Source organism: Methanoregula sp. (assembly GCF_049686655.1).
Lineage (GTDB): Archaea > Halobacteriota > Methanomicrobia > Methanomicrobiales > Methanospirillaceae > Methanoregula.
In genome coordinates this window covers 137,381-150,475 of record NZ_JBAVIG010000065.1, presented here as the reverse complement: position 1 = coordinate 150,475, position 13,095 = coordinate 137,381, and the positions used below count along the sequence as shown (strand labels likewise).

13 protein-coding genes are annotated in these 13,095 nt (G+C 48.6%); 1 reads left to right on the top strand and 12 read right to left on the bottom strand.

From position 1 onward, the window contains the following. Positions 1-42: 42 nt before the first annotated feature. From WBL42_RS09280 to WBL42_RS09230, 11 genes are all read right to left on the bottom strand, one after another. On the bottom strand, positions 43-1,176 hold the full coding sequence (locus WBL42_RS09280) for a glycosyltransferase (RefSeq protein ID WP_424720987.1): 1,134 nt from the start codon (positions 1,174-1,176) through the stop codon (positions 43-45). Positions 1,177-1,223: 47 nt separating this feature from the next. Beyond that, positions 1,224-1,625 carry an acyltransferase gene (locus WBL42_RS09275; RefSeq protein ID WP_424720986.1) on the bottom strand — a complete coding sequence of 134 codons (402 nt, stop codon included), beginning with the start codon at positions 1,623-1,625 and terminating at the stop codon, positions 1,224-1,226. A 197-nt stretch (positions 1,626-1,822) separates the two neighbouring features. Beyond that, on the bottom strand, positions 1,823-3,568 hold the full coding sequence (gene glmS / locus WBL42_RS09270) for a glutamine--fructose-6-phosphate transaminase (isomerizing) (protein ID WP_424720985.1): 1,746 nt from the start codon (positions 3,566-3,568) through the stop codon (positions 1,823-1,825). A gap of 1 nt (position 3,569) precedes the next feature. Continuing rightward, entirely contained in the window at positions 3,570-4,724 is a 1,155-nt protein-coding gene (gene glmU / locus WBL42_RS09265; protein WP_424720984.1) for a bifunctional sugar-1-phosphate nucleotidylyltransferase/acetyltransferase, read from the bottom strand. A gap of 7 nt (positions 4,725-4,731) precedes the next feature. Then, positions 4,732-5,931, bottom strand: coding sequence for a bifunctional sugar-1-phosphate nucleotidylyltransferase/acetyltransferase (glmU, locus tag WBL42_RS09260; protein ID WP_424720983.1), 1,200 nt, complete (start codon positions 5,929-5,931; stop codon positions 4,732-4,734). A gap of 23 nt (positions 5,932-5,954) precedes the next feature. Continuing rightward, a complete protein-coding gene (locus WBL42_RS09255) occupies positions 5,955-7,205 on the bottom strand; it encodes a phosphopentomutase/phosphoglucosamine mutase (RefSeq protein ID WP_424720982.1) in 1,251 nt (416 codons plus the stop codon). A 58-nt stretch (positions 7,206-7,263) separates the two neighbouring features. Then, positions 7,264-7,899 (bottom strand): hypothetical protein, encoded by a 636-nt coding sequence (locus tag WBL42_RS09250; RefSeq protein WP_424720981.1) that lies wholly within the window; start codon positions 7,897-7,899, stop codon positions 7,264-7,266. After that, on the bottom strand, positions 7,896-8,510 hold the full coding sequence (locus WBL42_RS09245) for a cyclase family protein (RefSeq protein WP_424720980.1): 615 nt from the start codon (positions 8,508-8,510) through the stop codon (positions 7,896-7,898). The genes WBL42_RS09250 and WBL42_RS09245 overlap by 4 nt, the downstream gene beginning before the upstream one ends. Continuing rightward, positions 8,507-9,163 carry a protein-L-isoaspartate(D-aspartate) O-methyltransferase gene (locus WBL42_RS09240; RefSeq protein WP_424720979.1) on the bottom strand — a complete coding sequence of 219 codons (657 nt, stop codon included), beginning with the start codon at positions 9,161-9,163 and terminating at the stop codon, positions 8,507-8,509. The genes WBL42_RS09245 and WBL42_RS09240 overlap by 4 nt, the downstream gene beginning before the upstream one ends. Positions 9,164-9,175: 12 nt before the next feature. Next, positions 9,176-10,291, bottom strand: coding sequence for a SufB/SufD family protein (locus WBL42_RS09235; protein ID WP_424720978.1), 1,116 nt, complete (start codon positions 10,289-10,291; stop codon positions 9,176-9,178). Continuing rightward, on the bottom strand, positions 10,276-11,007 hold the full coding sequence (locus tag WBL42_RS09230) for an ABC transporter ATP-binding protein (RefSeq protein ID WP_424720977.1): 732 nt from the start codon (positions 11,005-11,007) through the stop codon (positions 10,276-10,278). Before WBL42_RS09230 ends, WBL42_RS09235 begins: the two co-directional genes overlap by 16 nt. Positions 11,008-11,129: 122 nt before the next feature. Between WBL42_RS09230 and WBL42_RS09225 the strand changes: the two genes are divergently transcribed. Beyond that, complete coding sequence (locus WBL42_RS09225) at positions 11,130-12,047, top strand: DNA-methyltransferase (RefSeq protein WP_424720976.1); 918 nt, start codon at positions 11,130-11,132, stop codon at positions 12,045-12,047. Between the two features lie 13 nt (positions 12,048-12,060). Here WBL42_RS09225 and WBL42_RS09220 read toward each other — a convergent pair whose 3' ends face one another. Then, complete coding sequence (locus WBL42_RS09220; RefSeq protein ID WP_424720975.1) at positions 12,061-13,092, bottom strand: hypothetical protein; 1,032 nt, start codon at positions 13,090-13,092, stop codon at positions 12,061-12,063. Positions 13,093-13,095 lie beyond the last annotated feature (3 nt).

Here is a 13,095-nt window from a genome sequence, read left to right as displayed (position 1 = left end):
TTTTGTTTCGATTGAGACCATTAATAAATTTGGATAGGCGCATCAGACGACGGTCCTGAGAATTTCCTCAAACTCCCCGGCTTTTTCCTTCCAGCTGTATTTCTCCACATTTAACGAAACTGTTTCCGGATTTGCCATCAGTTTTTTTATCTGGCCAATATACTCCTCCCGGGTCCGGTAAACAAGAAGGTGAGAACCTCCGATCTCTTCCACATCGGGCATTGGTCTCATGACGATTGGTTTTCTGCAGGCGGAATATTCAAAGAATTTATTGGGTAGTGCAATATTACCCCATTCCGGTGGAGAGAGCGGGATTGTGCAGGCATCCATACATGCGATGTATCGCGGCAATTCCTGGTACGGTTTGGTTCCGGTAAAAATGACCTGGGATGAAACGCCAAGCTCCTGGGCGAGCCCTTCAAGTTCTTTTTTATATCCCGTGAATAAGGAACCCCCGACGATCAGCAACTTAGTATTCTCATTGTATCTGATCAGTTCCGGAAGTGCCCTGATCATTTCATCGATAGCATACCAGCGCTCAACACTCCCTGAAAAACCGATAATGAAATCCTTACTACCAAGGCCCAGTTCTCTCCTTGTTTCCGTTCCATCGAGTGGTTTGAAAAGATCCGTATCAACACCATTAGTGATGAGTTGCGCTGAGAATCCGAATGTCTTAAGTTTTCGCACAAGAGACGGAGAAACGGTTGTAATTTTGTTGCTTCTGGACAAATTGTATCTTGTTACTGTCCAGACTGTCCTTCTGACAATCTCCTGGAGATATGTGTTATTGAAATACGCGGCTGCGGAGTCCGGAAACCAGTCTTTAAGATCGAATATCACCGGTATCCCATATCTTTTTGCAGCATTGATCACTGCAGTTCCGGCAAAGACATGAGCCGCAACGATCACATCAAAATGTTCATGCCTCAAGATCTTGTCAAAAATGTAAAAGTGATAAGGTGTATTGATTGTATAATGCAATAGCGGGCTTTTCAGGGGAAATTGCGTTGCCTCTTCAATCGTTAATCGGGTGGGATGTCCGTTACCACGACTGACATGAAAGTGTGCTACATGGACTTCGTGGCGCTTTGCGATCTCTTCAAAAATATAATGATGCCGCGAAGGGATTGGGTGATGTATGTAATCCTGAGTGGAAACGAGAAGAATCTTCATAGCAACACTTTTTCCCTATTGAGGCTACGCAGCAATTCATACGGCAGTTATTTTTGTGGAGTACATAGTATGGACGGGAGGTCTTTTATTCTTGCCGGGGAACCAATCGCAAGCATCCGGTCCGGCACATTCCGTGTTACAACCGCCCCTGCTGCAACCAATGCTCCCTCACCAATACAAATTCCGGGGAGTATGGTGACATTGGCACCAATTGCTGCACCATCCATCAAGGTGGGTCCTTTCAGGCCGCCAATATTTCTTGGGGGATATCGATCGTTTGTGAGTACTGTATTTGGCCCGATAAAAACCCGGTTTCCTATGCAGGTTTCTGTTGGTATGTACACCATGCTCTGGAGTTTTACGTCATCGCCAATAACCGTGTTACCTTCAATCACGGTTGCGGTTCCTATTGCGACCCTGTCCCCGATGCGGGTACTTTCCCGGATCATTACATTATGTCCCGTCTGGAAATCGTCCCCAATACAGACATCGCAATAAATAATAGTTCCAGATCGAATTATTGCGTTTTTCCCGATTGTTGTTCCCCGGAACCCTTTCCTGGAAAGGTTTTCCCGTGATGGAAAGCCAACGGTCACAGGTTCGAATATCCGTGCATCGGGACCGATGCTATTCAATCCATATTCAATCATTCGACTGTCACGCTCTTTGCCAGATTACGGGGTTTGTCCACATCACGACCTAATGCCACTGCTGTATAATAAGCAAGAAGCTGAAGTACTTCGAGCGTCGTAAGGATCTGGACAAACAGATCTGTCTTAGGAATGGGAATCAGATAATCGACAATATCTGACAATTCCATATCTCCTTCACACCCTATCGCGATTACCGGTGCACCTCTTGCTTTCATCTCTTTGATATTCGAGATCATCACACCATACGTATTTCCCGGCATACAAATAGCAATAACCGGTGTTTTTTGAGAAAGGAGTGCAAATGGCCCGTGTTTGAGCTCCCCGGCAGCATATCCTTCTGCGTGAATATAGGAAATCTCCTTCATTTTCAGTGCGCCTTCAAGAGACACCGGGTAGAATGGCCCCCGTCCAACATAAAATATACTGTCGGCATTTTTACAGAGTTTCACCGCTTCAGTCAAATCCATGAGCAGTACCTCCTCGATGGATTTGTGGGCGTTCTGGAGTATATCCTCGTATTTTCTATCGCACAATCCATTGATCATCTGCATGAGCACTGCCAGCTGACCCATGAACGATTTTGTTGCGGCAACGCTGATTTCGGGCCCTGCTCGCATGAAAATGGTTGCATCAGCAATCCTTGTGACCGTGCTCCCGAGGACATTTGTAATCGCGAGTGTCCGGCAGTTATGTGCCTTTGCCTGCTTGAGAGCGCTGAGGGTATCTGCAGTTTCACCCGACTGGGTGATTCCAATGACAAGCCCCTCAATTGGCGGAGGATAATATTTGAACTCCGAGGCAGCTTCCAGGCGCCCCGGAATACCGCAGGATTCCTCGAGAAGGTATTTGAAAATGAAACCCGCATGATATGATGATCCGCAGGCTACGATCGAAACGGAATCCGGGTGCCGTGTAAACGCAGGCATGGAATCTGGATCGACTGCACGTATGGTATTATAGAATGCCTGCGGTTGTTCATAGATCTCTTTGAGCATATAGTGTGCAAACCCACCCTTTTTAACATCGTCTACAGACCAGTCGATGAGCTCCACAGGACGGTTCACACGTCGTCCCTGATTGAAAATCTCAACTCCCTCCTGGGTCAATGAGGCAGTATCCCCGTCTTCGAGAAAAACTGCTCGCTCTGTATGTTCAAGAATCGGGGTCATATCAGAAGCAGCGAAGTATTCCCCGTCACCTATGCCGATTACAAGTGGGCTTGCATTCCGGGCAGCGATTATCCGATCTTCTCTGGCGGATATTACAAGTAAGGCATAGGATCCTTTAAGAGAGGGAATAACTGCCAGAACTGCTTTGTGGAGGTCATTTGTCTTATCGTATTCCTCCTCAATAAGGTGAACAATAACCTCTGTGTCTGTTTCGGAAAGAAATGTATGCCCCCGGGATCGGAGCTGGTTTTTTAAATCAGTATAGTTCTCAATAATGCCGTTATGGACCACGGCCAGTGTTCCTGAACAATCGGTGTGGGGATGGGCATTGGCATCATTGGGAACGCCATGTGTTGCCCATCGGGTATGGCCAATACCGATCTTTCCTTTCAGATAACGTGCGGCGCTGCTGTTTTCCGATATACGGCCCTGATGTTTGGCAATGAAAATCCCATTTTCGAGCGTCGCAACGCCAAAAGAGTCGTAGCCACGGTATTCGAGTTTTTTCAGGCCTTCGACGATCAAGGGGGCCGCGTCTCTCCTCCCGATATACCCCACAATGCCGCACACGTTATATCACCGTAGAATTGTCAAAAATATACCTTGACTTGAGAGAATCCTGCCCCTCTATGGTGACATTATTTCCGATAATGGAATTCTTGAATACCGTGAATGGGCCACTTGTTACTGTGTCACCAATAATCGCACCAAATTCAGATCTTGTCGCTATCCCCTCGATTTCAATTAATCCGGATTCTGTGCTGGTTGATGTATGGTCTGCAAGAGCGCAACGCTCTCCCATGACGGTATCGACAATCCTGGAGTGAGATCCAACCGATGAGTCGTCCATTATTATTGCATCCCCAATACAGGTAAATGGCTCGAGAATTACCCTTGCACCTATACTGGTATTCGGCAGAATGCAACAGTTTGGCCCGATGGTGCAATCGTTCCCGATAATTACCGGGCCGGTAATAACTGTATTGGGCCCGATTGTCGTACCTTTCCCGATTCTCACTGATCCCTGAATGATCGTCTGCCTGCTTACTGTACCTTCACGCGCAGGATCGAGGTTATGGAGCAGGCGTCGGTTCATTTTCAGCAGATCCCATGCGAAGATCGCATCCTGCCAGTCATCTGCGGGGATTCCCTGTATCTGCACCCCGTCTTCGATCATGGATGTTATGGCATCGGTCAGGTCATTTTCCTGTATGTAGGAAAAAACGTCCTTTTTGAAAGAATAGATCCCGGTGCTGACCATAAAACTGGGAGAATATTCCGGTTTCTCGATGATTCTCGAAACAAGCCCCTCATTAAGCATAACCACGCCGAAATTTGAAGGGTTTGGATGTTCCTTGACGAGCATCGAGTTCGGAATATCCATAATCCGGGCGATGGATGTAGGATCAATATAATTGTCCCCCGGGAGGAGGAGAAAATTATCTCGTATTTTTGATTCTGCGCATAAAAGGGCATGACCCGTTCCCAGTTGTTTGTCCTGCACTATCACTTCAACCGGCACGTCCAACTGGTTCAAAAACCTGGTCACCTGCTCTTTCCGGTAACCGACAACAACAATGATCTCCCGGATCCCGTTTTTCACCAGGGCCTCAATGACATACTCAATGATCGGGCGATTGGCGACCGGAATCATTGCTTTCGGCCTGCTCCTTGTCAGGGGACGAACTCTTTTTCCTTCTCCAGCTGCGAGTATTACTGCCTGCATGTGTTACCTACCGGATTATTGCCTTGTCTCCAATACATCCTTCAATGACTGAATTTGGTGCAAATTTTGCCTCGCTTCCAATCATGACACCAACGTTTATGGAACAATTGATCCCAAACCGGACTCCATCCCCGATAACAGCACCGAATTTTTTCCTGCGGGTATCTTTACCCCCGACTTTGATATTTGCATAGTCGTGACGCAGGTTTGCAATTTTTGTCCCTGCACCGAAGTTGCACCCGGTCCCGATGATGGAATCTCCAACATAGTTGAAATGGGGTATTTTTGTCCCGTTCATAATGATTGAATTTTTAATCTCAGTGCAGTGGCCGATATGGCAATCGTCGCCGATACTGGTTGACCCGCGAATATACGCGTGCGGACCAATACGACAGTTTTTTCCGATTATGCAGGGACCTTCGATGTAGGAACCGGATTTTATAATACTTCCCTCCCCGACGACGACACTGTTGTTGAGTGATACGTTGGTTTCGACCGTGCCACGGTTATCGGAAATCACGTGCTCCATAAGCGTGGCATTTGCCTCGAGCATATCCCAGGGATGACCGACATCAATCCAGTACGAGAGGTGATATGCATGCAATGTTCCGGTTTTTATCAGAATGTCGAGAGCATCCGTGAGCTCAAGCTCGCCCCTTGGGGATGGGCGCACCTGATCGATGAGCGTGAAGATATCCGGTGAAAAAAAATATGCCCCGGCATTGATGAGGTTGGATTTTGGATGTTTTGATTTCTCTTCTATGGATGTTACACAATTGTTTTCCACGAGAACCACGCCGAAATCTCCGGGATGATCGGTTGTGCTGATGCTCATGCAGGGTGCTCTTTGTTTGCAGAGGTCAGATATGTCTTCACGTCTTAGGATCATGTCTCCGTTCAATACAAGAAATGGTCCCGTAACAAGCTCGCGGGCAGCTTTTACCGCATCAGCTGTTCCTTGCTGGTGTCGCTGGGAGGCATATGAAATGTGCACTCCCCACGGCGATCCATCACCAAAATGTTTGCGAATCTCACGTTCACCATACCCCACAATAAAAATAAAATCATGGATCCCTGCATCGCGGGCTGCAAGAACGAGGTGCTCCAGCATCGGTCGGTTTGCAAGAGGGAGCATTACTTTGGGGCGCTTCGCTGTGAGCGGACGCATCCGCTTTCCCTCCCCTGCAGCGAGAACGACGCATTCCATACGTACAGCTGTTCTTACAACATTTAAGCAGTTTTCGCCTGCCGGACAAGATCCCTGCCCTTTTCAAGCATCTCTTTTGCCCGGGCAAGGGTTTTACCTTCTGCCGTGATCCTGATTTTTGGCTCAGTTCCGCTTGCACGGATGAGGCACCACCCGTCTTCTCCAGAGATACGAAGTCCATCTGTCGGGCTTGAAGCCCCCATTGCAGTCACCAGATCACGTGCGGCCTCGTTATGGAATGATTCGCGGAGAATAGGGTACGATGGCATTGAATCGATCTCATATGCAATATCCCATTCGGTTGCAATCTCGCAGAAAAGCGCTGCTGCATAGGGGCCATCAGGACAGAGAGAGATCATGGGGAATATCCATGCCCCGGAAGGCTCGCCCCCAAAATCACCCCATGATGCGAGTTCTTCTGATACATATGCGTCGCCGACCGGAGTGCGATGAACTTCTGCGACTTCCTCGATGATCATGGAAGCATCACTGGTGGTGACGACACGCTTGGCACCGGTATATTTTGCAAAGAGCATGAGCAGATGGTCACCATCGATAAATTTTCCCCTGCTGTCAAATGCCATCATCCGATCTGCATCCCCATCATGGACTACTGCACATCCAGCCCCGGTTTTTCTTATTATCTCTCCAACGTATCCCAGATATTCCGGCAAGGGTTCGGAGGGTCTGGCAAACGTTCCCGATGGATTACAGTTGATGCAGATTGTCTTGACACCCGCATCTGAAAGGAGTCCCGGTGTGAATATTGACCCGGCACCGTTTCCGCAATCGATTATCACCGGCCGGGCCGATCCTGGGTGGACCTGCTCTAAAATTGCATTTTTATGGGGAGTGATACCATCAACCTGCACCTCGCTACCCTGCTTCTGCCAGCTGGTCCATTGCCGGAGATCAATCCTAGATTCAATAATCTTTTGCTGGGATTGGGTGAAGGATGATCCGTCCGGGTTGAACAGTTTGAGTCCGTTATACTCTTCCGGGTTGTGGGAGGCCGTTATCATACATCCGGCCTTGCATATCCGGGTATTGAAGGCAACCGTGGGTGTGGGAACCACTCCTGCCATATGGACGCGCCCTCCACTACCAAGGATACCGGAAATCACCAGGTGTGCGAGAACCGGACTCGTTGTCCGGGTATCCATGCCAACAAGAATATCCGTAGACTTTTCTGCCAGTAACGATCCCACGCTCAATGCCGTGTCGACCAGTTTCTGATCGAATTTCCTTCGTATCCCCGAGGACCCGAAAAGCATGATACTGTATTGAACGTATACCCAAAAGATTTTGTGTCCCGGTATTGTGCCGCCGGTTTTATTCCTGGCGGATTTTATCGGAACAGATTCTTCCAAATGGACACCAATGCTCAAATTCGTGTAATCGGGCAACTCCGGCAGTTGACGGTCCGATGAATATGATCCGTTTGGTGGCCTTGTATTTTTCAACAAGATTGCCGGTAACGGGATCGATGCTAGCTTCCCCATTTATAATAATCAACTCTGCATCCGATGGATCGGAGACCAGATAATTTGTAAGGTGGTCTTCAAGAGGTGCAGTACTTCCGACAATGTGAATTTTTTTACCGGCCACTTCTTCGACCAACTGTCTAAGACATGCGTTGTGGGATGATGGGTGACAGGCCCTGAGCACCCGGGATATACAGAGAAATCCTGTGGCCACATTGATTATTGCACACGCAGCCCCTCTCACTGCATTGTTATCCAAAGGAGCCCCGAACATGAACGAAATTTTTGTCCGGGCGCGAATGGGATCGAACGTGACAAACTCTGCGCATCGCCCCCCGAATTCAGCAGTCATACATGCACCGTGCTCAAACTGGCAGTTTTTCGTGTCAGGATCCACATCAAGAAGAACCCCTGCATCTCCACATCCACTATGTTCAAGGAGTGCCTCAAGTTTTTTCACGGATTCTGTGATAATATCAGTCATGTCTGGACACCGTCCTGTAAGAGAATCACTCGTGCTGGCGATCCATCGAGACCGGAAAGGCGGAGTGGCAATGCTGCCATTATATAATCCCCTTCACCTACTGCAGAAAGATCGAGCAGTTCGATTATTACACAGTCATGGCCAAGAAGTTCACGATGGACAGCCCCATCACAGATGAAAGCCTCAATAGAAAAAGAATCAATACCCACGCAGTGAACCCCTTTTTTTATGAGGTAGCATGCAGCATCGTGAGTCAGTGAGGGGTAATCCTCCCTGAACGTTGTGCACGTTGAGAATGCCGTTTTCAATAGTATGCGGGATTTCCCATCAACCCGTCCCCGAATAACTGGCTCACTGATCTCCACTCCTGATTGTGATACATCCAGGACACGACAGGGACCCACAAGATGCGACAGGGGTATCGTATCGATCGTGTCCCCCGTTTTCAGGTAGTGAACGGGTGCATCAATATGTGTTCCGGAATGGCTGTTTATACGAATATCGGAGATCAGGTACTGTCCCTGATCATGTTGTGTGAAAACCGGAGGTGTGTCCCCTGGATAGACAACGGTAGATCCAGAGAGTGGCCGGGTGATGTCAATAATTTTCATGCATTCTCCGCCCAGCCGTATTCACCGATGAGCGGGACAAACCTGACTCCCCCGTGTGATGACTTCACAAGTCCCCGTACCTGCCGTGTAAGAGAGACCAGCTCTTGGCTTTCTCTTCCACCCACTGGTGCAACCAGTCTGCCACCTATTGCAAGCTGGTCTATCAAAGGCTGGGGAATATCAGGTGTAGCCGCTGTTATCAGGATCCCATCATATGGAGCATCTACCGGATATCCGCGAGTCCCATCTCCTACTAAAATCCGGACATTTTTTATATTGATAGCTGCCAGGTTTTTCCTGGCAAGATTCGCTACAGAAGGAATTCGTTCGATTGAGGTTACATGGTATGAAAGAACAGCAAGGATCGCCGTCTGGTATCCACTCCCTGACCCGATCTCGAGAAGGTTGTCACCTGGTTCAGGATCGAGGAGTTCGGTCATTTGTGCAACAATATATGGCTGGGAGATAGTCTGACTGCTCCCGATGGGGAGTGGATTGTCCTCGTATGCTGAGGTATCATAAGGGTGTGGAATGAAAATATGTCGTGGAATTTCCCGCATCGCCTCAAGTACACGGGAATTGGAGATCCCTCTGGCCCTGATCTGGTGCTCCACCATGGCAGAACGCTCGTCGGCCCTCGGGTACTTTTCCATATACGATCACCCTCAAAATCCTGCTTTCTCCGCCACATCTATAGATGCATCGATCTGTTTCTGTAAGGCTTCAGGAAGGCCGGAGATTTTCACATCGAGGAACCCCCGGATGATTGTTGCGGTGGCCTCATCCTCATCGAGTCCACGGGACATAAGATATTCAATCTCTTCCTGGGCAAGTTTACCCACTGCGGCCTCATGCGAGAGCTCAGTGCCGACTACGGAGCCTTCGATCTCCGGTATTGCGTAAATCAGCCCGTCTTTGAGGATAAGTCCCTTGCATTCCAGATGGCCCCTGGTACCCGCAGTTTTCCCGTTGATATGGCCACGGGAAATGATCGTACCCCCCTTGGTGATGGCACGGGTTATAAGCTCTGCACTGGCGCCCTTTCCCTCAAGGATTGCACGGGATCCGAGATCCATGTAGGACCCCGATGTTGCGATCACAACGCTGCTGAACCGTGCAACCGAATTCTCTCCTTTCAGTGTTGCTGTCGGATACATCTGCACCTTTTTCACCGGCTGCATGCAGACATAGTTGGAAAGAAAAACCCCATTCTCCTCTACAACGGACGCGCTCCGCGGATATACCTCGATATTCTCGCTCCAGTTGTGGATCATCGTGAAACTGATCTTCGCATTCTTTTTTACATAAAATTCGGAGATGCCGTAGTGCGCCCCGCCCTTCCCGACATGTTCGCCGCTGGTGCAACCTGATATGATATGGAGTTCGGCTCCTTCTTCAGCTATGATAATATTATGGACATGCTGGATCTGTTCGCGACCCAGAAACAGGCATGCCTGGATGGGGAAGATGTTATTTGATCCCTTATGCGCGATGATGACGTACCCTTTAGGATCGTTCTGGGCCGCAACATATTTCGTGACATCATCTTTCTCCGGTGACACGACCTTCCAGGCATAATCCTTAAGCCAGTCGTATTTTTCCATCGCTTTCTTGTACGGGAGGACTTCAATGCCTTCCTCAGCACATTCGGAATGCACAATATCCTGATCCATCTGGAGATAACTGCCACACCTGTTCTTCATCTCAAGGTCGATGCCCGATTGGGCGAGTCTCTCCCTGTCGACTTTTGAGATCTCCGGGACTTTTATGGGCTGCGACATTCCAGGCACTCCTTATAGCCGCGCTGTTTTATATCTTTCATGATTTCACGGGGATTCCCGTGGCACCGGATCTGCCCGTCGCACATCACATGACCACGATCCGTCTCGAGATAATCGAGAATATAGCCCGTATGGGTGATGACCAGCCCGCTCTTCTGGCGTTTGATAACATGTTTGTCTTTTTCCAGAAGGGATCCAATTGCGGTCCCGATGAGAGAGATGTTCTCTATATCCACACCGCTTTCCGGCTCATCGAGCATTATGAAATCCGGATTCTGGATCATCAGCTGGAGTACCTCGCTGCGTTTGATCTCACCTCCTGAAAAACCTTTATTGATGTCTCTCTCGAGGAATTTGTCCATATGGACTGACGCGGCAAGTGCGGGGATATCTTCTTTTTTTGTCCGGGAAATTGCCGTGAGCAGCTTGCCCAGTTTCAGGCCTGAGATGGTCGGCGGGCGCTGGAAAAGCATGCCGATCCCGCGCTTTGCCCGGTCATGGGCTCTCATCTTTGTCACGTCTTCTCCTTTGAAAATAATTTTTCCACTGGTGATAGTATAATTGGAATATCCCATGAGTGTCATGAGAAGCGTTGTCTTCCCCGACCCGTTGGGGCCCAGAAGCACATGGGTCTCACCCTCCCCGATGTGGAGATTGATGTCGTGTAATACTTCCCTGTCGCCAACTTTTACATGCAGATCCTCAATATGGAGCATAAGATAATCGTAGACAATATGTCCATTGCTGCATTAAACGCTTTTCTCGTTAATCCTGGCACAGTATTGTTTCGGCACATTTTACTCCCCGCATCGTACTACAGTATCCTGGGATTAAGAAGATGAAACCGGAGAAAGTTAAGGACAAGGAAGGGAAAGCCAGGATCCGCCAGGGTTCCCGGTATGCCAGGAAGAGTATCGCTACTGGCGATCCTGCCGATTTTCACCGGTTTGTGAATCGTATAATCTGTGGAGATGCTCAAACCGTTCTGTCTCACCTCCCTGACAACAGCATCGATCTTGTCATCACGTCCCCTCCGTATAACTTCGGGCATTCATACGCACAGGATCCTCACGATGATACGCACGAATGGAATGAATATTTTCAAAAACTGCTTGTTGTGTGGAGGGAATGCGAACGGGTGATCAAACCCGGCGGGCGGATTGCTGTAAATATCCAGCCTCTCTTCTCCGATTACATTCCTACGCATCACATTATATCCCGCCAGCTGGCAAGTCTGGGGCTTCTCTGGAGAGCGGAGATTCTCTGGGAGAAAAATAATTACAATGCCAAGTACACTGCATGGGGCAGCTGGAAATCCCCATCGATGCCTTATATCAAATATACTTGGGAATACATCGAGGTTTTTGACAAGGAATCTCATAAAAAACCCGGAAGAAAGGAAGATATCGATATTACAGCTGAAGAATTCAAGGAATGGGTGAAGGGCCGGTGGTCGTTTCCCCCGGAAACCCGTATGAAAGATCATAATCACCCTGCGATGTTTCCGGAAGAGTTGCCACGACGGCTGATGAAACTCTTCTCATATAAACACGACATCGTACTCGATCCGTTCAATGGGGCCGGCACAACTACCCTTGTAGCCTGGAAACTTGGCAGACGTTTTATCGGTATCGACGTATCGGAACAATACTCGGCACAGGCCATGAAAAGACTCAAAGATTCAAAAGACCCGGATCGGGAATCTCCTGGTTATCCGGCACCAGAATTTCTCTCTCTGGAAAAACTGGCGGATTAGGAAAATGATTGGTTTAAGACGGAAAATTCTGGCTTACATATTCGTATGTGCCTTTCCGGTCAAACTGATGATCAAGGATGTAATTATGGATCTCTGCAAGCAATAACCGCTTGTGCTGCAGATCGTTATAGATCGGCACACGCAAATTATAATCGTTCACATCATGAGCCTGGTAAAGACTGTCCATTTGTCCTTTCATCGCATCGATCTGGGGAGTAAGCGTATTCACTTCCTGTTCAGTCGAATGAAATACCGAATCCAGGTACTGGGACTCTCCGCAGCTTCCGAATGTTCTCGTTCCGTTCCCGACCGGGATTACAATGGGTGTAGATACGAGTTGTATGCCCCCTTCCAGCGTCTCTGTGGGAACCCCGACAAAGGACAGCTCGGTCGTTTCCACGAACGCGTACCCGGTATTCTTATAATCCGTTCCCGGGCAGACTACTCCTATTGCCATATGGGATTCATTGGGGAATGAGAGGAGGGCGACTTTGTACCCTTCCCGGGAGAGTATGCCTGCAAGCAGGATACTTTTGTCATCGCAGTCCCCTGATTTCTCTACATATGTTTCAATGGGAAATTTTGGTGGGTTCTCGCTGATTGTTTCATACTGGATTGACTGGACGAACACGGTGATAAGTTCCAAGTATTCGTCGTCGTTGAGCCCTTGTTTTTCCCGGACTGATCTCATGGCGGAAATAAGATCTGTATAAAACGCTTCCTGGTTGGGATCATTCATCATGGAGAGGTACGTATCCGTCAACAGGACATTATCTGAGATATTCCCACGGGTGTACGTATCCTTGTCGGCCGATTTGGCCCCGGCATACACCGAAGAATCGACCGGACTTGATATCGTGACCTGTGACTGTTCAAACGGGAAGGTATAGACCGGCGCCGGTATCGCAGTGTCTGTTTTTACCGGGGTGATATGCGGTGTAATAATCGTATTGCCGTTTGCCAGAAATCCTGCACAGATCACAGCAATAATCAGGAATATCAAAATCGCGATGACAGCAGTCAGTTTACGGTTAAGTGAATTCATGGC

What these genes read in the sequence shown, in the direction of transcription:
- WBL42_RS09245 (WP_424720980.1), bottom strand. Translation starts at nt 8,510, where the DNA reads ATGAAAATTATTGACATCACCCGGCCACTCTCTGGATCTACCGTTGTC.
- WBL42_RS09275 (WP_424720986.1), bottom strand. Translation starts at nt 1,625, where the DNA reads ATGATCCGGGAAAGTACCCGCATCGGGGACAGGGTCGCAATAGGAACC.
- WBL42_RS09230 (WP_424720977.1), bottom strand. Translation starts at nt 11,007, where the DNA reads ATGCTCCATATTGAGGATCTGCATGTAAAAGTTGGCGACAGGGAAGTA.
- glmU (WP_424720983.1), bottom strand. Translation starts at nt 5,931, where the DNA reads ATGGAATGCGTCGTTCTCGCTGCAGGGGAGGGAAAGCGGATGCGTCCG.
- glmU (WP_424720984.1), bottom strand. Translation starts at nt 4,724, where the DNA reads ATGCAGGCAGTAATACTCGCAGCTGGAGAAGGAAAAAGAGTTCGTCCC.
- WBL42_RS09250 (WP_424720981.1), bottom strand. Translation starts at nt 7,899, where the DNA reads ATGACTGATATTATCACAGAATCCGTGAAAAAACTTGAGGCACTCCTT.
- WBL42_RS09280 (WP_424720987.1), bottom strand. Translation starts at nt 1,176, where the DNA reads ATGAAGATTCTTCTCGTTTCCACTCAGGATTACATACATCACCCAATC.
- WBL42_RS09220 (WP_424720975.1), bottom strand. Translation starts at nt 13,092, where the DNA reads ATGAATTCACTTAACCGTAAACTGACTGCTGTCATCGCGATTTTGATA.
- WBL42_RS09255 (WP_424720982.1), bottom strand. Translation starts at nt 7,205, where the DNA reads ATGCTTTTCGGGTCCTCGGGGATACGAAGGAAATTCGATCAGAAACTG.
- WBL42_RS09235 (WP_424720978.1), bottom strand. Translation starts at nt 10,291, where the DNA reads ATGTCGCAGCCCATAAAAGTCCCGGAGATCTCAAAAGTCGACAGGGAG.
- WBL42_RS09225 (WP_424720976.1), top strand. Translation starts at nt 11,130, where the DNA reads ATGAAACCGGAGAAAGTTAAGGACAAGGAAGGGAAAGCCAGGATCCGC.
- WBL42_RS09240 (WP_424720979.1), bottom strand. Translation starts at nt 9,163, where the DNA reads ATGGAAAAGTACCCGAGGGCCGACGAGCGTTCTGCCATGGTGGAGCAC.